This is a genomic window from Mycolicibacterium gadium (genome assembly GCF_010728925.1).
GTDB lineage: Bacteria > Actinomycetota > Actinomycetes > Mycobacteriales > Mycobacteriaceae > Mycobacterium > Mycobacterium gadium.
Genome location: NZ_AP022608.1, coordinates 3,150,317 through 3,173,770, shown reverse-complemented (window position 1 = coordinate 3,173,770; position 23,454 = coordinate 3,150,317). Strand labels below are relative to the sequence as shown.

The following is a 23,454-nucleotide window of genomic DNA, read 5'->3' as shown; positions in this document are numbered from 1 at the left end:
ATCCTCGCTCTCCGCCGGCCCCGAATGTGGCCGTTCAGCTTTGAGCTGGTCTGTCCTCTAGACACCGCGGCAATTCGGAGTGTGACAGTCCGCGCCCGATGTGGCCGACGTCACTATCGACTGATCACCCGTGGGGTCGTGACCCCGGTCAACTTGTCGGGATTACGCATCGCGTAGAGATTCGTGATCCTGTCGTCGACGATTTCGAACACGAAGACGCCCTCTAAGTGGTCACCGTCGTAGATCACCGTCGCCGGCGCGCCGTTGTACACCGCCGACTGGAACCGAAGGTCCGGCATGGTCTTGGCCACGCGAAACAGTTCGGCCATGAGCGCGGCCACCCTTCGCGCGCCCGAAACCGGCCGGCGAAGCCCGGTCACCTTGCCGCCGTGGTCGGCGGTCCAGGTCGCCCGCGGCGCCAGCAGCATCAGCAACCCCTCCATGTCGCCGGTGGCCGCCGCGGTCAGGAACTGCTCGGTGATCTGGGTGGTCCGCTTGGCGTCGACAGGTCCGAACCGCTTCCGTCGTGCATGCACGTGTTCGCGGGCGCGGTGCGCCATCTGGCGCACCGTCCCCGCGGATTTGTCAACGGCCCCTGCGATTTCCTCGTACTCGAAGCCGAACACCTCGCGCAGCACGAACACCGCCCGCTCGTCGGGCGTGAGCGTTTCGAGCAGCACCAGCATCGCCATCGAAACCGATTCGGCGAGAACGACATCGGAGGAGGCATCGCCCGTGTCCACCAGCAGCGGCTCGGGTAGCCACGGCCCGACGTAATCCTCCCGGCGGCGGGCGCCCTCCCGTAACGCGTTGAGCGCCTGTCGGGTCACCAGTTGTGCCAGATACGACTTGGTGTCCCGCACGGTCGCAAGGTCCACGTCGGCCCACCGCAAATAGCTGTCCTGCAGCACATCGTCGGCTTCGGTTGCCGAGCCGAGGATTTCGTAGGCGATGGTGAACAGCAGCGGACGCAGGAGGGTGAACCGCTCGGCGTGTTCGGCGCCGGCCGGGCCGGCAGCCGGACCTGGGGAGGTGGTCACGCTTCCTTGACCACCTCTCCGGCGAACACCGGTCGCTCGGGACGCGGACCGCCCTTGAACCAGAATGTGGAGCCGGGCTTGCGGCCCTCGCGACGCAGGCCCCATAGCGTGCCCTTGCAGATCGCCTCTTTGAGTCGAGCGCCCACGCGCCCACCGATGAAGAGATTCACCGGCGTGTCGTCCTGGCGACCCAGTTGAAGGATCCCGGCGCGCCTACCCAGGCTGGTGCACGACCCCGGGATGCCGTAGGCGAGCGGTGCCGGGGAGATGCCGGCGATGCGGTTCAGCACGGTATTGGCCGCCTGGGGGCCCAGCTGCGAGGCAGATGCGCAGCACATCCGCAGCGGCACCCCCGACGGGGAGGCGCAGTCACCGGCGGCCACGATGCGATCGTCGTCGATGCTGGTCAGCGTCTCATCGGTGAGCAGCCGGCCCAGCTCATCGGTGTGGAGGCCGCTCACCGCGGCCAGTTCCGGCACACCGAAGCCCGCCGTCCAGATCGTCAGCGCGCTCGGGCGCACGGCCCCGTCGGCGAAGACGACCGCGTCGGGCCGGACCTGCGTCACGATGTCGGACTCGAGCACCGTCACACCCAGCTTGCGCAGCACCTTGGCGGTTGACCTCCGCCCCGGCTCCGACAGCGACGGCGCCAGTCGGCCACCGCAGACCAGCGTGACCCTGCGGCCCCGCTCGGCCAGCTCGGCGGCGGTCTCGACGCCGGTCAACCCGGCGCCGACGACCGTGACCGGCGCATCCGGATGCACGGTGGCAATGGCGGTGCGCAGACGTTGCGCCTGCTCGAATTCCGCTATCGGATAAGCGAATTCAGCGGCGCCGGGTACCGATGCGGGCACTGCGCCGGTGCTGCCGACTGCGTAGATGAGGTAGTCGTAGCGCAGTGCACGGCCCGAGGCCAGTTCAACGGTGCGGTTGGCGGCGTCGATGCGCGTCGCAGTGTCGACGACGAGATCTATGCCCTGGCCGAGCAATGTGCCGTAGTCGACTGCCGCGTCGTAATTGCCCGCCGCGTGCTGGTGCAACCGGATCCGCTCGACGAACTTCGGGCGCGGGTTGACCAGCGTGATGTCTGGCATCTGCCAGTTGCCACGCATCCGCAGATGGTTGGCTGCCAGCGTTCCTGAGTAGCCGCCGCCGATGACGACGACCTTGGGCGAATCAGATGTGGTGATGTGTCGGGTCATGCCCTCAAGACACCTCCCACCCGCCGAGCGTGACAAAAAGTGACGTGCGTCACTCCCGTCGCGTCACTCCCTCTGATAGCGCGGGAACACGCCGACCGGGGCCGGCAGTTGGGCCCCGGGCGCGATCCGCGTGCCGACCGACGCGAACGTCCGCTGATCGTCGGGCTGGCCCAGCAGGTCGAGCATTTTGGTCATCGACTCGGGCATCACCGGCTGACTCAGCAGCGCCGCGATCCGCACGGTCTCGAGCGTGGTGTAAAGCACGGTGCGGAATCTCGCCTCGTCGGACTTGCGCAGGACCCACGGCTCCTGCGCGGAGAAGTACCTGTTCGCCGCTCCGAGCACCGACCAGATGGCCTCCAGCGCCAGATGCATTGCGGTGGCGTCGAAATGCGTGCGCACCCGCTCGAGCAACCCGTCGGCGGCATCCAGAAGCTGTTGATCCTCGGCGGTGAATTCGCCAGGCTCAGGCACGATTCCGTCGAGGTTCTTGGCCACCATCGACAGCGAACGCTGCGCCAGGTTGCCAAGCTCGTTGGCTAGGTCGGCGTTGATGCGGCCGATGATCGCCTCCTCGCTGTAGCTGCCGTCCTGGCCGAACGGCACCTCCCGCAGGAAGAAGTACCGCACCTGGTCCACACCGAAGGCGTCCACCAACGCGTTCGGATCGACGACGTTACCGACCGACTTGCTCATCTTCTCGCCGCGGTTGAGAACGAAGCCGTGCACAAACACCTTGCGCGGCAACTCGATTCCCGCCGACATCAGAAAGGCGGGCCAGTAGACGGTGTGGAACCGGATGATGTCCTTGCCGATCATGTGCAGATCGGCCGGCCAGAACCGCTGGAACATCTCCGACGAGGTGTCGGGGAATCCGACGCCCGTCAGATAGTTCGTCAGCGCGTCGACCCACACGTACATCACATGGTCGGGATGGTCGGGAACCGGTACGCCCCAGTCGAACGTCGTGCGGGAGATCGAAAGATCGCGCAGCCCACCCGAGACGAAGCTGACCACCTCGTTGCGCCGCACGCCGGGCTCGATGAACTCCGGGTGCGCGTCGTAGTGCGCCAGCAGCTTCTCGGCATAGGCCGACAGTCGGAAGAAGTACGTCTGCTCTTCGGTCCACGTCACCGGGGCGCCGGTCTCGGTGGCGATCCGCACACCGTCGGCGTTGACGCTGGTTTCACCCTCGGTGACGAAGCCTTCGTCGCGTACCGAGTACCACCCCGAGTATGTGTCGAGGTAAATGTCGCCCGCCTCGTTCATCCGCTTCCAGATCTCGACCGACGCCGCATAGTGGTCGGCGTCCGACGTCCGGATGAACCGGTCGAACGAGATGTTGAGCTTCTCCTGCATCCGCTGGAAGACATCGGAGTTGCGTCGCGCCAACTCCGCGGTCGGAATCCCAAGGGCGGTCGCCGTCTCCGCCATCTTCTGGCCATGGACGTCGGTGCCGGTCAGGTAGCGCACGTCGTAGCCGTCCAGACGCTTGAACCGCGCGATCGAATCGGTCGCGATGTACTCGTACGCATGCCCGATGTGCGGGTCGCCGTTGGGATAGGCGATGGCCGTAGTGATGTAGTAAGGCTCACTCATTTGGGGGTCAGCTTATTGTGTGGCGGTGAGTGACAAGCGTTCAGCCAGACGGGAGAAGCCCCCGCCCCCGGAACGGCTGGCACCCCTGATCGACGCGCACACCCACCTCGATGCCTGCGGTGCGACCGATGCCGAGAGCATCCGCACGATCGTCGACCGGGCCGAAGCCGTCGGCGTGCAGGCCGTCGTGACGATCGCCGACGATCTGGACTCCGCGCGCTGGGTCACCGGGGCCGTCGACGCCGACCCGCGGGTCTACGGTGCGGTGGCGCTGCACCCCACCCGCGCCAACGCGCTCACCGACGAGGCCAAGGCCGTCATCGAGGGGCTGGCCGGGCATCCGCGCGTCGTCGCGGTCGGCGAGACCGGCGTGGACATGTACTGGCCGGGCAAGCTCGAGGGCTGCGCCGACCCCGCGACCCAGCGCGACGCGTTCGCCTGGCACATCGACCTCGCCAAGCGCATCGGCAAGCCGCTGATGATCCACAACCGTGACGCCGATGCCGACGTCCTGGACGTCCTGGCCGCCGAGGGTGCTCCCGAGACCGTGATCTTCCACTGTTTCTCGTCGGACGCCGCGATGGCCAGGACGTGTGTGGCCAACGGCTGGCTGCTCAGCCTGTCCGGAACGGTGAGCTTCCGCAATGCCACTGCCCTGCGGGAAGCGGCGTCGCTGATCCCCTCCAAGCAACTCCTCGTCGAGACCGACGCGCCGTTCCTGACTCCGCACCCGTACCGAGGTGCGCCGAATGAGCCCTACTGCCTGCCCTACACTGTTCGTGCGCTCGCCGAACTCCTCAGCAGAGCCGCTGAGGACGTTGCGCAGGAAACCACTTCGACGGCTGCCCGTGCCTACGGGCTGGCGAGTTGCTGCGCGTGAGCGTTTTCGTTACCGTCTTGTGATCAAACTCGGTGGGCTTCCGCAGGTAGGCCCATCGACCGATAGTCGGGGTAGACGACGTTTTGAACATCTTCAATAGGATCCACCAGGAGCGGTCGCCGTTATTGCGCCTCGTGGTCGGGGTGACGTTGCTTGCGCTGACGTTCGCCGGTGGATTCGCAGTTGCTACGCATAAAACAGTAACCCTGGCCGTGGACGGGTCGTCCGTCACCGTGAGCACCATGAAGTCGCGCGTCATCGACGTCGTCACGGAGAACGGATTCGACGTCGGCGAACGTGACGACCTTTACCCGGCGGCCGATCAGCCGGTGCATCAGTCCGACACGATCGTGTTGCGCCGTAGCCGCCCGCTGCAGATCTCCACGGACGGTCGGGACAGTCGTGAGGTGTGGACGACCGCGTCGACAGTCGATGAGGCGCTGAGCCAGCTGCAAATGACCGACAAGGCGCCCGCGGCGGCGTCGCGCGGCAGCCGAGTGCCGCTAGCAGGCATGTCGCTACCTGTGGTGAGCCCCAAGACCGTTCAATTGTCCGATGCCGGCGTCGTCCGCACGGTGCATCTGGCCGCGCCGAACGTCGCCGCCCTGCTCGAGGCGGCCGGCGCGCCGCTGCTGCAAAGCGACGAGGTGGTGCCTGCTGCGTCCTCGCCGATCGTCGACGGAATGCAGATCGAGGTGAAGCGGATTCGGATCGAAAAGGTCACCGAACGCGCGCCGCTGCCACCGGTGAATCACCGCATCGAAGACCCTGAACTCAACATGAGCCGTCAGATCGTGGAGGATCCCGGTACGCCGGGAACGCAAGACGTGACGTTTGCCATCGCAAAGGTTAATGGCGTCGAAACAGGCAGGATGCCAGTAGCCAATGTCGTCGTTGTTCCGGCCCGCGACGGTGTCCTTCGAGTCGGCGCCAAGCCCGGTACCGAGGTCCCTGAAGTGAGCAACGGATCTACCTGGGACGCGCTTGCTCGGTGCGAAGCAGGAGGTAATTGGGCCATCAACACCGGCAACGGATATTACGGTGGCGTTCAATTCGACCAGAACACCTGGGAGCGCAACGGTGGTCTGAGGTATGCTCACAGGGCCGATTTGGCAACGAGAGAAGAGCAGATCGCGATTGCTGAGGTCACTCGGGCACGACAAGGGTGGGGTGCGTGGCCGACGTGTAGCGGGAGGATTGGTGCGCGCTGACCATTCGATTACTCGGGCGGACCGAGATACGACACCTGGCGAGAGAGATTGATTTCCGGCCACGCAAATCGTTTGGCCAGAACTTCGTCCATGACGCCAATACCGTTCGTCGAATAGTCTCGGCGTCCAGCGTCAATCGGCACGATCACGTTCTCGAGGTCGGCCCAGGCCTGGGCTCACTGACGCTGGCCCTGCTGGACCGGGGGGCCCGGGTGACGGCGGTGGAGATCGATCCGGTGCTGGCCCGACAGCTGCCCATCACTGTCGCCGATCATTCGCACAGCGAGATCAACCGGCTGACGGTGCTCAATCGCGACATCCTGAACCTGCGTCGAGCCGAAATCGCCGATGAGCCCACGGCTTTGGTTGCCAACCTTCCGTACAACGTCGCAGTGCCCGCGCTGCTGCACCTGCTGGCCGAGTTCCCGTCGATCCGCACCGTGATGGTGATGGTGCAGGCCGAGGTCGCCGAACGTCTCGCGGCCGAACCCGGCGGCAAGGACTACGGCGTGCCGAGCGTGAAGGTCCGGTACTTCGGCAACGTCCGGCGCTACGGCATGGTCTCGCCGACGGTGTTCTGGCCGATCCCGCGCGTCTATTCCGGCCTCGTGCGCATCGACCGGTATGAGAAGTCGCCGTGGCCTACCGACGAAGGCTTCCGCGAACGCGTTTTCAACCTGATCGACATCGCGTTCGGGCAGCGGCGTAAGACCTCGCGCAACGCCTTCGCCGAATGGGCGGGCTCTGGCAACGAATCGGCCAGCCGGTTGCTGGCGGCGAGCATCGACCCGTCCCGGCGAGGTGAGACGCTCTCGATAGCGGACTTCGTCCGACTGCTGCAACGGTCGGAGGAAAGTCAGGAGTCGGTACCGGTCGAGCCGAAGCCCGTCGTTCACCATCGGCATCCGCGCGACGGTTCCCTGCACGTCTGATCCGGTCGCCTACTGCAGCGCCCGGATGATCAGCGCGACGAATTCACGGCAGGACGCGTAGCGGTCCTCCGGTGTCTTCGCCAGGGCTTTCGCCACGATTGCGTCGAATACGCGTGGCAGCCAGGCGATTTCATGTGACCAACGTGGTGGCGGCGTGTGCAGATGTGCGTCGATGAGACTGAGTCTCGACGAGGCAGTGAACGGTGGCGATCCGGTGATCAATTCTACTGCGGTGCATGCCAGCGCGTATTCGTCGGTGGCTCCCGTCGGCGGGTGGCCGGTGATCAACTCCGGCGCCGCATAGGGGAGCGATGCCTCGATCTGCGAGGACCGGTGGCCGATATCGTCGGTGATCGCATATGCGACTCCGAAGTCGATCAGGACAGCACTGGAAAGATCCTGGCGGACAAGGATGTTCGCGGGCTTCACGTCGCAGTGCACGATCGCGCGGTTGTGGGTGTAGTCCAGCGCGTCGGCGATCTGTTCCAGTGCGGCCAGACGATTGGTCATGGTGCCGACAGCGACGATCCCGCCGCCGGTGACGAGTTCCATCGACAGCCACCCGGTGCCGCGTTCGTACACCGTCACGATGTGGGGATGGGCTAGGCGACGGGCGAATTCGAATTCGCGGCGCAGTCGCGCGATATGGGCGAGATCGCGGTGATCCTGGTCGAGGACTTTCAGCGCCACGTCCCGATTCCGGGCGCGCGCCCGGTACACCGTCGCATAGCCGCCGCGGCCCAGCACCTCGTCGACGATATGACCTTCAAACTCTTCGCCAGCGGAGAGCACGCCCCTCAGACTAGGGGTTTGATCGGCGAGATCGACCTGCTCAGACGGCTCCTCGGTGCGGTGTCCTCCGATAGTGTCGTCTGGTGTCCAACGGCAACACCGCATCCGAATGGGTCCCGACCGGATCGGTGACGGTGCGGGTGCCGGGCAAGGTCAATCTGTACCTCGAGGTCGGAGATCGCCGCGACGACGGCTATCACGAGCTGACCACTGTGTTTCACGCGGTTTCGCTGCTCGACGAGATCACCGTCCGCAACGCCGACGTGCTGTCGCTGGATTTGGCTGGCGAAGGCGCGGACACGCTGCCGACCGACGAACGCAACCTCGCGTGGCGTGCCGCCGAACTGCTCGCCGAACATGTCGGGCGCGCACCCGACGTGGCGATCACCGTCGAGAAGTCGATCCCCGTCGCCGGCGGCATGGCAGGTGGCAGTGCCAATGCCGCGGCCGTGCTCGTCGCGATGAATACGCTGTGGGAGCTGGGAGTGCCGCGGCGCGACCTCCACGTGCTCGCCGCGCAACTGGGCAGCGACGTCCCCTTTGCGCTGCACGGCGGCACCGCGCTGGGTACCGGCCGCGGCGAGGAACTGGCAACGGTACTGACCCGCAACACTTTTCACTGGGTGCTGGCCTTCGCCAAGGGCGGGCTGTCGACTCCGTCGGTGTTCGCCGAGATCGACCGCCTGCGTGAGACCGAGCGCGATGCGCCCCGCCTCGACGATCCCGAGCCGCTGCTGGCCGCCCTGGCGTCCGGCGATCCGGTGCAGCTGGCGCCGCTTCTCGGCAACGATCTGCAGGCGGCTGCGCTGTCTTTGGATCCCGAGCTGCGTCGCACCCTGCGCGCGGGAACCGAGGCCGGGGCGCTGGCGGGCATCGTCTCCGGCTCGGGACCGACGTGTGCCTTCCTCTGCTCGTCGGCGTCCTCGGCCGTCGACGTCGCCACCGAGATGGCCGGTGCCGGTGTCTGCAGGACCGTGCGCGTCGCCAGTGGACCCGTGCAGGGAGCACGGGTGGTGCCCGCGCCGTCGGCCTCGGTCTGACCGCGCACCGTGTGACCCAGGCCGCAATGCCCGCCAGATTTTGGCAGGTCCTTAAGAAATGTTTAAGATGATCGACGGTGAAAACTAGCGGTCATGAATTGGACGCGGCAATCGCGCCCGCCGACAACATCGGTGGGCGACTTGTCATAGCCGACCGCTCACCAGAGGCATCACCAATTCGAGACTCAACCGCTCCCCAATTGTGTGCGCGCCTCCTGGAAAGCGCCTCTGATCAGGCGGAGCATTACATCCGGACATTTCCTGTTCGGAAACCGAGGAGGTTGTCGTGAGCCGTTTCACCGAGAAGATGTACCGAAACGCCCGCACCGTGACAACGGGCATGGTCACCGGTGAACCGCACGAGCCAGTTCGCCATACCTGGGGCGAGGTTCACGAGCGGGCCCGCGCCGTCGCCGGAGGTCTGGCGGAGGCCGGAATCGGACTCGGCGACTCGGTAGGCGTGCTCGCAGGCTTCCCCGTGGAGATCGCGCCGGTGGCGCAGGGCCTGTGGATGCGCGGCGCCTGCCTGACCATGCTGCACCAGCCCACGCCCCGGACCGACCTCGTGATCTGGGCCGAGGACACCATGAACGTCATCGGCATGATCGAGGCGAAGGCGGTTATCGTCTCCGAACCGTTCCTGGTCGCGATCCCGGTTCTCGAGGAGAAGGGCATCACGGTTCTGACCGTCGCCGACCTGCTGGCGTCGGACCCGATCGACCCCATTGAGGTCGGCGAGGACGACTTGGCGCTGATGCAGCTGACGTCCGGATCGACTGGGTCTCCCAAGGCGGTGCAGATCACGCACCGCAACATCCACTCCAACGCCGAGGCCATGTTCATCGGCGCCGAGTACGACGTCGACAAGGACGTCATGGTCAGCTGGCTGCCCTGCTTCCACGACATGGGCATGGTCGGCTTCCTCACCATCCCGATGTACTTCGGCGCGGAACTGGTCAAGGTCACGCCGATGGACTTCCTGCGCGACACCCTGCTGTGGGCCAAGCTCATCGACAAGTACAAGGGCACCATGACCGCGGCGCCGAACTTCGCGTACGCGTTGTTCGCCAAGCGGCTGCGCCGCCAGGCAAAACCCGGCGAGTTCGACCTGTCGACGCTGCGGTTCGCGCTCTCGGGCGCCGAACCCGTCGAGCCCGCCGACGTCGAGGACCTGCTTGACGCGGGTAAGCCGTTCGGTCTGAAGCCCGACGCGATCCTGCCCGCCTACGGCATGGCCGAGACCACCTTGGCGGTGTCGTTCTCACCGTGCGGCGCGGGCCTGGTTGTCGACGAGGTCGACGCCGACCTGCTCGCGGCGTTGCGCCGCGCCGTGCCCGCCACCAAGGGCAATACCCGGCGGCTGGCCTCGCTCGGTCCGCTGCTGACGGACCTCGAGGCCCGCGTCATCGACGAGCACGGCAACGTCATGCCCGCCCGTGGTGTCGGCGTCATCGAGCTGCGCGGCGAGTGCCTGACCCCCGGCTACATCACGATGGGCGGCTTCATCCCGGCCCAGGACGAGCACGGCTGGTACGACACCGGTGACCTCGGCTACATCACCGAAGACGGCAACATCATCGTGTGCGGCCGTGTGAAGGACGTCATCATCATGGCGGGCCGCAACATCTACCCGACCGACATCGAGCGTGCCGCCGGCCGTGTCGAGGGCGTTCGGCCGGGCTGCGCCGTCGCGGTGCGACTCGACGCCGGTCATTCGCGGGAGACGTTCGCCGTCGCCGTGGAGTCCAACGCATGGCAGGACCCGGTCGAGGTGCGTCGCATCGAGCATCAGGTCGCCCATGAGGTGGTGGCCGAGGTCGACGTGCGGCCGCGCAACGTCGTCGTGCTGGGGCCGGGAAGCATCCCGAAGACCCCGTCGGGCAAGCTGCGTCGCTCCAACTCGGTCTCACTGGTCACCTAAGTTTTTTTCCCGCGAGCAGACGCAAAATTGCCCATTTCGCGCAGTAAACAGGCAGTTTTGCGTCTGCTCGCGAGCTAAATCGAGTGGCTCGTCGTCGGACCCCGTCGCTACGGTTGGCCAATGACCTCCCCGGCCATCGAGGCGATCGACCTCGTCAAGACATTCGGTGACAACGCCTCCGAACGACCAGCTGTCGACGGGGTCAGCTTCGTGGTGCCGCCCGGCACGGTGCTGGGCCTGCTCGGTCCCAACGGTGCGGGTAAGACCACCACGGTCCGGATGATGACGACGCTGACGGTCCCCACCAGCGGCACCGCGCGGGTGGCGGGATACGACGTCCGCGAGCAACCGGACATGGTGCGCCGCAACATGGGCCTCACCGGACAGGTCGCCACCGTCGACGAGCTGCTGACCGGTCGCGAGAACATCAGGATGATCGGCGGTCTCTACGGCATCGGTCGTCGCGACCTCAAACGCCTGGGGAATCAACTGTTGGAACAGTTTTCGATCACCGACGCGGCGGACCGCCCGGTCCGCGGCTACTCCGGCGGCATGCGACGACGGCTCGATCTCGCGGTCAGCCTGATCGCGTCACCGCCGGTGCTGTTCCTCGACGAGCCGACCACCGGTCTGGATCCGCGTAGCCGCAGCGAGCTGTGGGAGATGCTGCGCGGCCTCGTCGCCGAGGGCACGACACTGCTGCTCACCACGCAGTACCTCGAGGAGGCCGACCAACTCGCCGACGACATAGTCGTCGTCAATCACGGCCGGATCATCGCGCAGGGCACACCGCTTCAACTCAAACAGCAGGCAGGCAACGCCAGCCTGGTCGTCACCGTCTCGCACGCCACCGACCTGCCCGTGGCGCGGGAGCTGATCGCGCGTACCGGCGCCGAGGTGCATCTCGACGTCGGTGCCCGGCAACTCACCGCGGCCGCCGACGGCATCGCCGACCTGACCCGTGTCGCCGGCTGGCTGCAGGATCGCGCGATCGAGGTCGACGACATCGGCCTGTCCCGGCCCAGCCTGGACGACGTGTTCCTGTCCTTGACCGGCCATCGCGTCGAGGGCGACGAGGCCGAGGAGGTCAGCGCATGACCACCACCGAGAGCGAGAAGCGCGACACGTTGGCGCGGCCCCGGATCCGCCAGACGAACATCGCCGAGCAGTCGTGGATCATGGTCAAGCGCAACATGATCCACACCAAGCGGATGCCCGAGATGTTGAGCGACGTCACGGTCCAGCCCATCATGTTCGTGCTGCTGTTCGCGTTCGTGTTCGGTGCGTCGATCGCCACCGCGGGCAGCGCGTCCTACCGCGAGTTCCTGCTTCCCGGCATCCAGGCGCAGACCATCGTGTTCACCGCGTTCGTGGTGTCCACCGGTATCACCGCCGATGTCGAGAAGGGCATCATCGACCGGTTCCGGTCGCTGCCGATCCGACGGTCGGCGGTGTTGATCGGACGGAGCATCGCCAGCCTGCTGCACTCGTCGATCGGCGTCGTGGTGATGGCGGTGACGGGATTGTGCATCGGATGGCGGATCCGCGGCGGCTTCGTCGACGCGGTGCTCGCCTTCGTGCTGATCCTCGTGTTCGGCTTCGGGATGATCTGGTTCGGCATCCTGATCGGATCGCTGATGCGCTCGGTCGAAGCGGTCAACGGCGTGATGTTCACCGTGCTTTTTCCGATCACGTTCCTGGCCAACACTTTCGCGCCGACCGAGCCCATGCCGCGCTGGCTCCGGGTGATCGCCGAGTGGAATCCGGTGTCGTCGCTGACCCAGGCGGTGCGAGAGCTTTGGGGCAACGGCCCGCCCGCCCCGCCGGAGGCGCAACTTCCACTTCATCACCCGATACTGGCGACGATCCTGTGGTCGCTCGCGATCACCGCGGTGATCGCGCCGTTCGCGTTGCGGGCGTACGCGCGCCGCACGGGCGACTAGGAGCGGATCGCGTCGACCGTCCACGCCGGCAAAATCGCTGCACGCGTGAGGAAATGGTCGGCCTGTCCGTTGCGGCGCAGCAGCGACTGCATGCGCACGATGCAGCAGCCCATGCGCACCATCGCGAACACCTCGTGCCAGCCCAGGTGCTCGAGCCTACGGCCGATCATCTCCTCGAACCTGCCCACGACCGCGGCGCGGCTGTCAAAGCCCGGCAGTTCCGGGTCGGCGTCGAGCCCGTTGGCCTCCAGCATCTGCTTGCGCGAGGCCAGCCACCACCCCACGTCCGTCTCGACCGGACACAGGCAGGCCTGCTCCCAGTCCAATGCGCCGACGATCTGGCCCGAATCGTCGAAGATGCCGTTCGACGGTCGCGCGTCACCCCAGCAGACGCTCAGTTCGCCACCGTCCTCGGGCTGTCCGCGGCGCAGCCAGTTGAACGCCTCGGTCATCAGGTCGGGGACTTGATTGTCGGTGCCCCACCGCACATATTCCAGCCACCAACCGATTTCGGCGGAGATGCCGACACCTGCGGGCCGCGACAACCACGACGCCTCGCTGACCGGCACCGTCGTCAGCCGCACCAATGTGTCGAGAAACGAATCGTGCACGCGACGCTGGACGTCGGGCCCGGCATCCCGCAGCCACCCCTTGACGGCATAGGTGAAATCCGACGGCGTGTGTCCGACGATGCGGGGCATCACCATGAACTTCGAGCCGATCCAGGTCCGGTCGGGCTCGTAGTAAATCGGCGAAGGGGTCGGGACGTCGTATTCGTGGAGCAGTTCCTGCGTCAGGGTTTGGGCGCCCAGGTCGTACTCGCGGAAGATGCCACCGCCTGCGGGCGGAATCCTGATGATGTAGTCATTCGCCTCGCCGTCGACCGTCGCGGAGAACATCAGGCTCTCGCTGGAGAATCCGCCGGCCCGGTTCGCCGCAACGAGTTCCGATACGGCGGCGTCACTTGAGAACTTGCGCTCGAACCACTTCTGCAGTTGCGACCGGGCGGCAGCGAGGTCTCGTCGGACGAGCGTGATGCCAGCCATGCGGAACAGATTTACATAGCAGGTTGTAGATGTAAAGAATTCACGCCTCGCTCCCCACCCCTTACCGACACCGCCGAGCCGCTCGCGGTGCTCATCCATGTGAGCGCCGGTTACGGCGTGGTGTCCACCGACCGTGCCGCCTTCGGCCGCGCTCCTGCATCTCGAAGCAACCGACGGCGATTGCGACGAAGATCGCCGACGGGCTGGACGACTAGCCGTTGACCACCTGAGACAGCCGGCGTCGTGACGGGCCGATGCCCGCCGCGTGACGCAACTCGGCGAGGAACTGCTGGGGCGTGCCACCCCCGATGACATAGTGGCAGACCGCGATTCGAACGACAGCGGCCGCCGCGACGTCGTTGTCCTGTCCGGGGATCAGGCGGGCGATGCGCTCGTGCATGATCGGCAGGGCCCTCTTCATCTGATGCAGCACATGCTCTGGCTCGACGTCGGCGAGGGAGCCCAGCGAGTACGTACTCTGGAACTCGACGATGAACCGCAATGCCGCATCGAGGCGGTCGGGCCCATCGAGGCCGGCGATCGCGGTGGCGATGCCTGCGTCGAAGTTGTCCTGTTCGTAAAGGGCGAACGCCTCGAGCAGTCCTTCCTTGCTGCCGAAGTAGCGATACAGCGTCGGGCGCGACACCTTGGCCTCCGCCGCCACGTCGGAGAGCTGCAACTTGCGTCTGCCGGCCCTGGCGAGCACGACGAAGGTGGCGGCGAGGATCCGTCGCCGCGTCGATGGATCCGCGTCGGCGGTGGGTCGAGAAACCACGATCGCATCCTTTACATCTAAGGGTCCAAATGTCACACTAGCGCCAATCCGGGCGCAGATGCGGGCTCCACGACCCGAGACACCGCGGGTGCCAATGTTTACGTCCCATCCGGGGGAGGTGGCGGTCGATATGACGGAGTTCTTCGGTTCCTCCCGTTCCACCAAAACCATTGGAAGGCAGTCATCTTGCTGACGACGAACTACGGCGCCTTGGTACCCGAAGACGAACTTCTCACCCATCAGATCGTCGATACCTTCGCCACGGTCAGCCAGTCGGACCCGTCGTGGACCGAGAAGATCTGGACGATCGCCCACGCCCGCGACAACTCATTGCAGGTCGTCCTCGGTGTCGGTAAGTACACCAACCGCGGCGTCTTCGACGGGGCGGCCGGCGTGTGCCGCGGCACCGAGCAGTGGACGGTGCGGGCCGGGCGTAGGTTGTCGTCGGACCCGGCGGGCACCCAGGTGGGGCCGATCTCCTACCGCGTCGTGGAGCCGTTACGCGCCGTCCGGATGAGTCTGGAGAGAACAGAGCACGCGCCCATCGCGTTCGACGTCGAACTGCGAGGAAGTTTCGACGCTGCGCTGGAGGACCCGTGGCCGGACCGCAGCCCGGACGGCTACCGCGTCACGCACAATGTATTGCGCTACCACCAGATCGGAGTCGCAACCGGATGGGTGGAGCTCGACGGCGAGCGCACCGAAATAGAAGCGGACAAGTGGATTTCGATCCGCGACCATTCGTGGGGACTGCGGCCCGGGGTCGGCAAGCCGATACCGGGGCTGCCCAGGGGAGGCCGCAAGATCAAGCAGATGTTCATGACGTGGATGCCGATGACGATGACTCGGCAGGACGGGTCGACGTACTCGCTGTTTGTCATGTATCAGGAGGAGCGCGGCGACGGCTATCTCGAGATCCGTGGTCAGGCAGAGCAACAGAACGACGACGGGACATCACACCGGTTCGTGTCCGTCGAGCAGGACATGCACTTCCAGGACGACAATCGCCGCTTCACTCACGGCACGGTTACCCTCATCGATGCCGACGGCTCCAAGCGGCCGTTGACCATCACCAAGGCCGGGCCGGGCGGCTTCCACCTCGGCACTGCTGGTTATTACGGCTGGGACGACTGGGTGAACGGCCAATGGGTCGGCGATCTCAAAGTCGAGGGCAACCACGTCACCGACTGTGACAAACCCGAGAAGGCTCGCGAACTCCATCAGCTGCGCGATCTGCTGGTCCACGTCGAGGACCCCGTCGGGGGTGGAGTCGGGCTGGGCAACGCCGAGACTTTCGCGCTGGGAGCCTTCCCCGAACGCGGACTCACCGCGGAGAACTCATTCTTGTGATGCGCGTCCGGCGCGGACATCGGCCGGCTGCTGAACATCTGGGTATTGTGTACTATACCTAGCATGACCGACAGAGTCCCCGCTCGGCTCGCCGACCACCCGACAGTGCGCAAGGTGCGGGCACGCAAAACCGAGAAACCCGGCGTCATCGACGCCGACTGGCTGCGTCAGGTCTGTCTCGACGCCGGCGTCGACGACGTCGCGTTCGCCAGTGTCGACAACCCCGACCTCGCCGCCGAACGCGAGCACGTCGACGAGGCCCTGCCCGGCGTCGCAAGTTACATCTCCCTGATCGTCAAGATGAACCGCGACAACGTCCGCTCCACCGCGCGCAGCGTCGCCAATCAGGAGTTCCACCGCAGCGGCGAGATCATGAACGAGGCCGCGCACCGGATCACCCGCGCGCTGGAGGATGCCGGATACCGCGCGATCAATCCGTCGATGTCGTTTCCCATGGAGATGGACCGGTTCCCCGGCCGGATCTGGGTGGTGGCGCACAAACCTGTTGCGGTCGCCTCCGGCCTCGGAGTGATGGGCATTCACCGCAACGTGATTCACCCGAAGTTCGGCAACTTCATCCTTCTCGGCACCGTGCTCGTGGCCGCGCCGATCAGCAGTTACGGTAGGCCGCTTGACTATTCGCCGTGCCTGGAATGCAAGCTGTGTGTAGCGGCCTGCCCGGTAGGTGCCATCAAGAAGGATGGGGAGTTCGACTTATTCGCCTGCTCCACCCACAACTACCGCGAGTTCATGGGCGGATTCACCGACTGGGTGCAGACCATCGCCGAAAGTGAAGATGCGGCCGATTTCCGTTCGCGAGTCAGCGATTCCGAGAACGCCTCGATGTGGCAGAGCCTGTCCTTCAAGGCCAACTACAAGGCGGCCTACTGCCTGGCGGTGTGTCCGGCCGGAGAGGACGTCATCGAGCCGTACCTCGACGACCGTAAGGGCTTCATGGATCTGGTCCTCAAGCCGCTGCAGGAGAAGAAGGAGACCCTCTACGTCCTGCCGAACTCGGCGGCAAAGGAGTACGCCGAGCGGCGGTTTCCGCACAAGCAGATCAAGGTGGTCGACAGCGGCATCAACGGGCTCTGATTTCGCCAGACGGAATAGATTCGCCGCTCGGCGGCGTTTGGCCCGGTATGAAGATCAGCCGAGGGGTCGCGCGCGGTTTGCTGATGGGTGTTGCTGCACTGATGGTTTCGGGTGTGACGCTCGTCGCACCGGCATTGCTTCCGTCGGGCCCGACGGGTGTCGCCTCGGCGCAGCCCGCCGAGTGCGCCGACGTCCAGGTCGTGTTCGCACGCGGCACCGGCGAGCCGGCGGGCATTGGACGCGTCGGAGACGCGTTCGTCGACGCGCTGCGACCGCTGGTGCCGGGGCAGTCGGTGGACGTGTACGCGGTCAACTACCCGGCCTCATACGACTTCCTCCGCGCCGCCGACGGCGCCAATGACGCCAGCGCATTCGTTCAGAACACGGTCGCGACCTGCCCCGACACCAAAATCGTGCTCGGCGGCTTTTCGCAGGGTGCCGCGGTCATCGATGCGCTGGCGATCGCCAACCAGCCGACGCTCGGCTTCACCAACCTGTTGCCGCCGGCCGCCGCCGATCACGTGGCCGCGGTCGCGGTGTTCGGCAACCCGTCCATCCGGTTGCTCGGCGGTCCGCTGACGTCGCTGAGCCCGCAGTACGGATACAAGGCCATCGACCTGTGCAACGGGGCCGATCCGGTGTGCTCCGGTGGTGACGACAGGCCCGCGCACAGCCTGTACGTGCAGGCCGGATTGATGACGCAGGCAGCACAATTCGTGGCCAGCCGACTCACCTCCGAGGCGCCGATCACGACGCTGGCGGGTCAGACGCACGGCTGACGCTAGCCCCAGGCGTGCACGGTGTTCTGAGCCGCCTCCAACCCCTGGGAGATCAGCAGTTCGGTGGCGTCGGCGGCCTGCTCGCAGATCGTTGGCACCTCTTTCCACTCCGCCGAGGTGAACGTGCCGAGCACGAACGCCGCGCCCTCCATCCGGCCGGGCGGGCGACCGATTCCGATGCGAACCCGCTGAAAGTCGTTGGAGCCCAAAGACGATCCCACCGATCGCAAGCCATTGTGCCCGGCGACCCCGCCACCGAACTTCAGCCGGATGCGGCCGAAGTCGATGTCGAGCTCGTCGTGGATGACGATGATGTCGGCGGGCGCCACCGAGTAGAACTTGGCCAGCGGCGCCACCTGACGCCCGGACTCGTTCATGTAGCAGCGCGGCTTGGCGAGCACCACCGGGCGGCCGGCAAGCTGACCGGTGACCACCTCGGCCCCCGATTTCTTGTGCACCTTGAAACCCGAGCCGATGCGATCGGCCAGGATGTCGGCGACGAGGAAGCCGACGTTGTGCCGCGTGGTGGCGTACTGCGGACCGGGGTTGCCGAGGCCGACCACGAGTTGGGGTTCGGCCATCGCGCACTACTCGGATTCCGCGGCGGGTGCCTCGCCGGCTTCGCCCTCGCCCTCGCCCTCGGCTGCTTCGCCTTCGGCGGCTTCGCCTTCGGCCTCTTCAGCGCCGGCCTCGCCGGCACCCTCGGCCTCGAGGTCTTGCTCGGTCGGGGCCGCGACGACGTTGACGACGAGCAGCTCGGGATCGGAGATCAGCGAAACACCGTCCGGCAACGGAATCGCGCTCGCGGTGAACTGGGTGCCGATCTCGGCGCCCTCGACCGAGACGGTGAGGTTTTCCGGGATCGACTGCACGTCGGCCTCGATCTCGATGCTGTTGCTGTCCTGGGTGACCAGCGTGCCGGGAGCCGCTTCGCCCTCGACGATGACGTTGACCTCGACGGTGACCTTCTCGCCGCGACGCACGACCAGCAGGTCGGCGTGGGTGATGTTGCGGCGGATCGGATGGATGACGAGTGACTTGGTGAGCGCCAGCTGCTCCTTACCCTCGATGTCGAGGGTAAGGACCGCGTTGGTGCCGGCGTGACGCAGCACGGCCGAGAAGTCATGAGCATCCAGCTCGAGGTGCTGCGGATCGCTGCCGTGGCCGTAGAGGACGGTGGGTACCTTGCCGTTGCGGCGGGCGCGCCGCGAGGCACCTTTGCCGGTCTCGGTGCGGACCGCTGCTGCGATGTTGTTCGGCGCGTTTCTGGCCATTCGGGTTCAACTCCTGTGTCGTGTCGAGCACGGCCAGGGAACCTCTGAGATGGTTCGCGTCGATAACGGTGGCTGCCCACCCTCGCCGTGATTAGCAGCCAGGGTAGCCGCAGCTGCAGCTCAACCCCAAATCAGAGCCCGAACTTGGTGTCCGTGAGCTGCTCGGACAGGTCCCACAGGCCGGCAGCCTTCTCGGCGTCGCGGGCCAGCGGGCTGCGCAGCGGGGTAGGGCCGGTCGGACCCCACATCGCGAACCGCGGCCCGACGAACGTATTGCCCGGCAGGTCTTGCGCCACCGCGTACAGCGTCTGGCGGGCACCGAAGTCGGCGTCGGTGGCCAGCTTGTTGCCGAACGTCATCAATGCGTCGCCCAGCTTGCGACCGGTGTGGCCCTGCAGATTGGTCGCCGAATAACCGGGGTGGGCGGCGTGCGCTTTCAGCGTCGACCCCGCGGTGTCGAGTCGCTTCTGCAACTCGCTGGTGAACAGGAGATTGGCCAGCTTGGACTGGCCGTAGGCCCGCCACGGCGAGTAGGGCCGCGCCTTCCAGTTCAGGTCCGTGAGGTTGATCTGGCCGATCAGATGCATGCCGGAGGACACGGTCACCACGCGGTCGGTGATCTTGGGCAGCAACAGGTTCGTCAGGGCGAAGTGGCCGAGGTGGTTGGTACCGATCTGGCTCTCGAACCCGTCGACGGTCAGCGCGTAGGGGACCGCCATGATGCCCGCGTTGTTCACGAGCACGTCGACGCTGTCGACTTCCTCGGCGAAGGCGCGCACCGAAGCGAGATCCTGCAGGTCGAGCTTGCGCACCTCGACGTCGCCGGTGATGGATTTCGCGGCATCGTCGCCCTTGGCCGTATTGCGCACGGCGAGGATCGTCTTGGCCCCGACGCGGGCCAGTTCGCGCGCGGTGATCAGGCCCAGGCCGCTGTTGGCCCCGGTCACGATGACGGTCCGTCCGGCGAAGGACGGGAGATCGGCCGCGGTCCATTGACTCATGGCGCCCACCCTAGTGAGCCTTCTCAAACTCGGCGCAACCTACTTCGGCACTGCGACGTTGAAACCCCGGATGATCGCCTCGATATCGGGTGCCTCTTCGACGGCCTTGTCCGCGTAGCCCGTCACCGTGAACTGGATGAGGTACCGATTGTTGGCCGGCGGCGCCCCAGTCGCGATGACGATTCGGTTGTAGGTGTGCATCCGGGCGCCGTTGAGGTCGTAGCTGCCCTCGATCATGGCCGACGGGAAACCCTTGAAGTCGTCCATGGATGCGTTGAGACGCTTGAAGTTCTCCGACATCTCGGCGTCGACGTAGCCGTGCCCAATGGCCTCGTTGACATCGAAGTCACCGTTGAGTTTGAACACGATCACCATTGCCGTCGGATAGGTGGTGCCCTTGGCGATCATCCGTGTGCCCGGCGACAGGTTCGAGTTGACGAACGGCTTCCAGCCCGGCGGCGTCGGATACGTCACCGTCAGATCGGTGAGCTTGTCCGCCGGAATGGGCTCACCGACGACGCCCTTCTGCTCCAGGTAGGTCGCGATGGGCACCTGCGCCTCGTCGCCCGACGAACTGGTCGCGGTCGTCGTCGGGGTCGTCGACAAAAGCGACTGGTAGTCAGGCGGTTCCGGTGCGCAACCCGACGCGGCGAGAACCGCCAGCGCGGCGGCTACCACGCGGTGGCGAACCCTCACAGAATCTCGCGCACCGCGTCGATTGGCCGGGCGAGTCGGGTTCCCTTCGCGGTGACGACGAACGGCCGCTCGATGAGGATCGGGTGCTCGGCCATCGCGTCGAGTAGTTCGTCGTCACCGGCGTCGGCGAGATTCAGCTCGCCGTAAAGGGATTCACGTTTACGCACCGCGGTGCGCACGTCGATGCCGGCATCCTTGATCATCTTCGCGAGCTCGGCGCGCGTCGGTGGGGTCTTGAGGTATTGCACCACCGTCGGCTCGATGCCGTTGTCGCGCAACAACTCCAGCGTCTTACGCGACGTGCTGCACTTCGGGTTGTGATAGATGGTTCCCTCTGGCACTACGCAGACCCGTCGAAAAGGCTGGTGACGGAACCGTTGTCGAACACCGCGCGAATGGTGTTGGCCAGCAGCGGTGCGATCGACAGCACGGTCAGCTGCGGAAAGCGCTTCTGCTCCTCGATCGGCAGCGTGTTGGTGACGATGACCTCGCGTGCACCGCAGTCCGCGAGCCGTTGCGCGGCGGGATCGCTCAGCACGCCGTGCGTAGCGGCGATGATGACATCGCTGGCACCGTCGGCGCGCAGCAGGTTCACCGCGCCGGCGATGGTGCCACCGGTGTCGATCATGTCGTCGGTGAGGATGCAGGTCTTGCCCTTCACATCGCCGACGACGCGGTTGGACTTCACCTGGTTGGGAACCAGCGGGTCGCGGGTCTTGTGAATGAACGCCAGCGGGACGCCGCCCAGTGAGTCGGCCCACTTCTCGGCGACGCGCACGCGGCCCGAGTCGGGGGAGACCACGACCATGTCGTGGTCGGAGTAGTTCTCGGCGATGTAGCCGGTCAGCAGCTTCTGCGCCCGCATGTGGTCGACGGGGCCGTCGAAGAAGCCCTGGATCTGATCGGTGTGCAGGTCGACCGTCAAGATCCGGTTCGCACCCGCGGTCTTGAGCAGGTCGGCGACCAACCGTGCGGAGATCGGCTCGCGGCCGCGATGCTTCTTGTCCTGGCGGGCGTAGGGGTAGAACGGCAGGATCGCGGTGATGCGCTTGGCGCTGCCCCGCTTGAGCGCGTCGATCATCAGCAGCTGTTCCATCAGCCATTGGTTCAGCGGCGCGGGGTGCGACTGCAATACGAAGGCGTCGCAGCCGCGAACCGACTCGTCGAAGCGGACGAAGATCTCGCCGTTCGCGAAATCGCGGGCGGTCTGCGCCGTCACGTGAACGTCGAGCTCTTTAGCGACCTGTTCAGCCAGTTCGGGGTGCGCGCGACCCGAGAACAGCATCAGATTTTTGCGGTTGTCGGTCCACTCGGTGCCCACAGTGCCCTCATTGCTCGGGGACGATATCGGCTCAATCGTACGGGTTGCCAAATCCCGAACACCTGGCAACCGGCTCACGGCTTGGCGGCGTCGTCTGGGCCGGGCTGTTCGCCAGATGCCCTACGTGCGGCCATATCGGCTGCCGATCCGGGTCGCTTACGTGCCACCCAGCCCTCCACGTTTCGCTGCGGCCCCGCCGACACCGCCAGCGCGCCCGGCGGCACGTCCTCGCGCACCACGGTGCCCGCGCCGGTGTAAGCGCCGTCGCCGATGGTGACCGGCGCGACGAACATCGTGTCGGATCCGGTGCGCACGTGGGAGCCGATCGTCGTGCGGCTCTTGTTCTCGCCGTCGTAGTTGACGAACACGCTGGATGCGCCGATATTGCTGTGCTCGCCGATGTCGGCGTCGCCGACGTAGGTCAGGTGCGGCACCTTGGTACCCGCCCCGATCGTGGAGTTCTTCGTCTCGACGAACGCGCCGAGCTTGCCCTCGGCGCCCAATACCGTGCCGGGCCGCAGGTACGCGAACGGGCCGACGGCTGCCCCGTCGCCGACCGCCGATTGACTGCCGTGGGTGCGGACCACCATCGCCTCGTCGCCGACGGTGACGTCGGTCAGCGTGGTGTCCGGGCCGATCTGGCAGTTCGCGCCGATGTGGGTTGCCCCCAGCAGTTGACTGCCGGGGTAGACAACGGTGTCGGGTCCGATGGTCACGTCGACGTCGATCCACGTCGTGCCCGGATCGGTGATCGTCACCCCGGCGCGCTGGTGTGCGGTCACGATGCGCCGGTTCAGTTCGGCGCCCAGCGTGGCCAACTGCACCCGGTCGTTGACGCCGGCGACCAGCATTGAGTCGTCGACGTGCTTGGCCCGCACCACGTGGCCGTCGGACCGCAGGATCGAGATGACGTCGGTCAGGTACTGCTCATGCTGCGCGTTGTCCGACCGCAGACGGCCGAGTGCCGACCGCAGCGCGGTGGTGTCGAAGGCGTAGACGCCGGCGTTGACCTCGGTGATGGCCAGCTGCGACGGGGTGGCGTCGGCCTGTTCGACGATGCCGATGACCTCGCCGTCCTGGGTGCGCAGGATGCGGCCGTAGCCCTTCGGATCCGGCAGTGTCGTCGTCACGACCGTCGCGGCGGCGGATTCGGCACTGTGCACGGCGATCAGGTCGGCGAGCGTGCCGGCGTCCAGCAGCGGTACGTCGCTCAAGGTGACGACGACAGTGCCGGTGAAGCCGGCGGGCAGGGCGGTCAGGCCGCAGGCGACGGCGTGCCCGGTGCCCAGCTGCTCCTCCTGCACCGCGATGCCGATGCCGCGGCCGAGGTCGGCTGCGAGCTGGTCGACTGCGGGCACCACCTGGTCGCGGTCCTTGCCGACGACGACGACGAGGTGCTGCGGCGTCGCGTCGGCCACGGCGTGCAGAGCGTGCGAGAGCATGCTGCGGCCTGCGATTTCATGCAGCATCTTGGGGGTTGCGGAACGCATCCGGGTGCCTGCGCCTGCCGCCAAGACGACGACGGCCGAATCACGATCGGTCATTGCGAGTCCATTC

General features: G+C 66.1%; 23 protein-coding genes. 10 read left to right on the top strand and 13 right to left on the bottom strand.

Features of this window, described 5'->3' with window-relative positions; translation table 11 throughout:
- Nucleotides 1-113 precede the first annotated feature (113 nt).
- The 3 genes from sigJ to metG form a co-directional block, all read right to left on the bottom strand.
- Nucleotides 114-1,040, bottom strand: a complete 927-nt coding sequence (gene sigJ / locus G6N36_RS15550) for an RNA polymerase sigma factor SigJ (protein WP_235690073.1) — start codon at nt 1,038-1,040, stop codon at nt 114-116.
- Entirely contained in the window at nt 1,037-2,242 is a 1,206-nt protein-coding gene (locus G6N36_RS15545; RefSeq protein WP_163687277.1) for an NAD(P)/FAD-dependent oxidoreductase, read from the bottom strand. The genes sigJ and G6N36_RS15545 overlap by 4 nt, the downstream gene beginning before the upstream one ends.
- Before the next feature lie 63 nt (nt 2,243-2,305).
- Nucleotides 2,306-3,841 (bottom strand): methionine--tRNA ligase, encoded by a 1,536-nt coding sequence (metG, locus tag G6N36_RS15540; protein WP_163687276.1) that lies wholly within the window; start codon nt 3,839-3,841, stop codon nt 2,306-2,308.
- A 25-nt stretch (nt 3,842-3,866) separates the two neighbouring features.
- Between metG and G6N36_RS15535 the strand changes: the two genes are divergently transcribed.
- From G6N36_RS15535 to rsmA, 3 genes are all read left to right on the top strand, one after another.
- Entirely contained in the window at nt 3,867-4,721 is an 855-nt protein-coding gene (locus G6N36_RS15535; protein ID WP_163687274.1) for a TatD family hydrolase, read from the top strand.
- A gap of 83 nt (nt 4,722-4,804) precedes the next feature.
- The gene (locus G6N36_RS15530; RefSeq protein ID WP_163687272.1) at nt 4,805-5,932 is read left to right on the top strand and encodes a resuscitation-promoting factor; all 1,128 of its coding nucleotides are present in this window, start codon (nt 4,805-4,807) and stop codon (nt 5,930-5,932) included.
- Complete coding sequence (gene rsmA / locus G6N36_RS15525; protein WP_163690710.1) at nt 5,929-6,864, top strand: 16S rRNA (adenine(1518)-N(6)/adenine(1519)-N(6))-dimethyltransferase RsmA; 936 nt, start codon at nt 5,929-5,931, stop codon at nt 6,862-6,864. Before G6N36_RS15530 ends, rsmA begins: the two co-directional genes overlap by 4 nt.
- 9 nt (nt 6,865-6,873) lie before the next feature.
- On the opposite strand, the gene G6N36_RS15520 is transcribed toward rsmA, so the two are convergent.
- Nucleotides 6,874-7,656, bottom strand: a complete 783-nt coding sequence (locus G6N36_RS15520) for a serine/threonine-protein kinase (RefSeq protein ID WP_163687264.1) — start codon at nt 7,654-7,656, stop codon at nt 6,874-6,876.
- Between the two features lie 83 nt (nt 7,657-7,739).
- On the opposite strand from G6N36_RS15520, the gene G6N36_RS15515 reads away from it, so the two are divergent.
- The 4 genes from G6N36_RS15515 (at nt 7,740) to G6N36_RS15500 (ending at nt 12,560) form a co-directional block, all read left to right on the top strand.
- Entirely contained in the window at nt 7,740-8,696 is a 957-nt protein-coding gene (locus G6N36_RS15515; RefSeq protein ID WP_163687262.1) for a 4-(cytidine 5'-diphospho)-2-C-methyl-D-erythritol kinase, read from the top strand.
- A 286-nt stretch (nt 8,697-8,982) separates the two neighbouring features.
- Nucleotides 8,983-10,617, top strand: coding sequence for a fatty acyl-AMP ligase (locus G6N36_RS15510; RefSeq protein ID WP_163687261.1), 1,635 nt, complete (start codon nt 8,983-8,985; stop codon nt 10,615-10,617).
- Nucleotides 10,618-10,737: 120 nt separating this feature from the next.
- Complete coding sequence (locus tag G6N36_RS15505) at nt 10,738-11,715, top strand: efflux ABC transporter ATPase subunit, DrrA-related (RefSeq protein WP_163687259.1); 978 nt, start codon at nt 10,738-10,740, stop codon at nt 11,713-11,715.
- Nucleotides 11,712-12,560, top strand: a complete 849-nt coding sequence (locus tag G6N36_RS15500) for an ABC transporter permease (RefSeq protein WP_163687258.1) — start codon at nt 11,712-11,714, stop codon at nt 12,558-12,560. Before G6N36_RS15505 ends, G6N36_RS15500 begins: the two co-directional genes overlap by 4 nt.
- Here the strand turns inward: G6N36_RS15500 and G6N36_RS15495 are convergent.
- Together G6N36_RS15495 and G6N36_RS15490 are read right to left on the bottom strand one after the other, a co-directional pair.
- A complete protein-coding gene (locus G6N36_RS15495) occupies nt 12,557-13,606 on the bottom strand; it encodes a phosphotransferase family protein (RefSeq protein WP_163687257.1) in 1,050 nt (349 codons plus the stop codon). The genes G6N36_RS15500 and G6N36_RS15495 overlap by 4 nt on opposite strands.
- A 211-nt stretch (nt 13,607-13,817) precedes the next feature.
- A complete protein-coding gene (locus G6N36_RS15490; RefSeq protein ID WP_163687256.1) occupies nt 13,818-14,381 on the bottom strand; it encodes a TetR/AcrR family transcriptional regulator in 564 nt (187 codons plus the stop codon).
- A 186-nt stretch (nt 14,382-14,567) separates the two neighbouring features.
- Here G6N36_RS15490 and G6N36_RS15485 point away from each other — a divergent pair, with 186 nt between their 5' ends.
- The 3 genes from G6N36_RS15485 to G6N36_RS15475 all read left to right on the top strand — a co-directional run bounded on the left by G6N36_RS15485 (nt 14,568) and on the right by G6N36_RS15475 (nt 17,605).
- Nucleotides 14,568-15,731, top strand: a complete 1,164-nt coding sequence (locus G6N36_RS15485; RefSeq protein WP_163687255.1) for an Rv3169 family protein — start codon at nt 14,568-14,570, stop codon at nt 15,729-15,731.
- Between the two features lie 63 nt (nt 15,732-15,794).
- On the top strand, nt 15,795-16,826 hold the full coding sequence (locus G6N36_RS15480; protein WP_163687254.1) for a 4Fe-4S binding protein: 1,032 nt from the start codon (nt 15,795-15,797) through the stop codon (nt 16,824-16,826).
- Between the two features lie 83 nt (nt 16,827-16,909).
- A complete protein-coding gene (locus tag G6N36_RS15475) occupies nt 16,910-17,605 on the top strand; it encodes a cutinase family protein (RefSeq protein ID WP_235690072.1) in 696 nt (231 codons plus the stop codon).
- Between the two features lie 2 nt (nt 17,606-17,607).
- Here G6N36_RS15475 and pth read toward each other — a convergent pair whose 3' ends face one another.
- The 7 genes from pth to glmU all read right to left on the bottom strand — a co-directional run bounded on the left by pth (nt 17,608) and on the right by glmU (nt 23,441).
- Entirely contained in the window at nt 17,608-18,186 is a 579-nt protein-coding gene (gene pth / locus G6N36_RS15470; RefSeq protein WP_163687252.1) for an aminoacyl-tRNA hydrolase, read from the bottom strand.
- Nucleotides 18,187-18,192: 6 nt separating this feature from the next.
- A complete protein-coding gene (locus G6N36_RS15465) occupies nt 18,193-18,879 on the bottom strand; it encodes a 50S ribosomal protein L25/general stress protein Ctc (RefSeq protein WP_163687251.1) in 687 nt (228 codons plus the stop codon).
- A 131-nt stretch (nt 18,880-19,010) separates the two neighbouring features.
- On the bottom strand, nt 19,011-19,880 hold the full coding sequence (locus tag G6N36_RS15460) for an oxidoreductase (RefSeq protein WP_163687250.1): 870 nt from the start codon (nt 19,878-19,880) through the stop codon (nt 19,011-19,013).
- 39 nt (nt 19,881-19,919) lie between these two features.
- Nucleotides 19,920-20,576, bottom strand: a complete 657-nt coding sequence (locus G6N36_RS15455; protein ID WP_163687249.1) for an LpqN/LpqT family lipoprotein — start codon at nt 20,574-20,576, stop codon at nt 19,920-19,922.
- On the bottom strand, nt 20,573-20,917 hold the full coding sequence (gene arsC / locus G6N36_RS15450) for an arsenate reductase (glutaredoxin) (RefSeq protein WP_163687248.1): 345 nt from the start codon (nt 20,915-20,917) through the stop codon (nt 20,573-20,575). The genes G6N36_RS15455 and arsC overlap by 4 nt, the downstream gene beginning before the upstream one ends.
- A complete protein-coding gene (locus tag G6N36_RS15445; RefSeq protein WP_083126661.1) occupies nt 20,917-21,897 on the bottom strand; it encodes a ribose-phosphate diphosphokinase in 981 nt (326 codons plus the stop codon). The genes arsC and G6N36_RS15445 overlap by 1 nt, the downstream gene beginning before the upstream one ends.
- 74 nt (nt 21,898-21,971) lie before the next feature.
- Nucleotides 21,972-23,441: a bifunctional UDP-N-acetylglucosamine diphosphorylase/glucosamine-1-phosphate N-acetyltransferase GlmU gene (glmU, locus tag G6N36_RS15440; RefSeq protein WP_163687247.1), complete on the bottom strand. Its 1,470-nt coding sequence runs from the start codon at nt 23,439-23,441 to the stop codon at nt 21,972-21,974.
- Between the last annotated feature and the right edge of the window lie 13 nt (nt 23,442-23,454).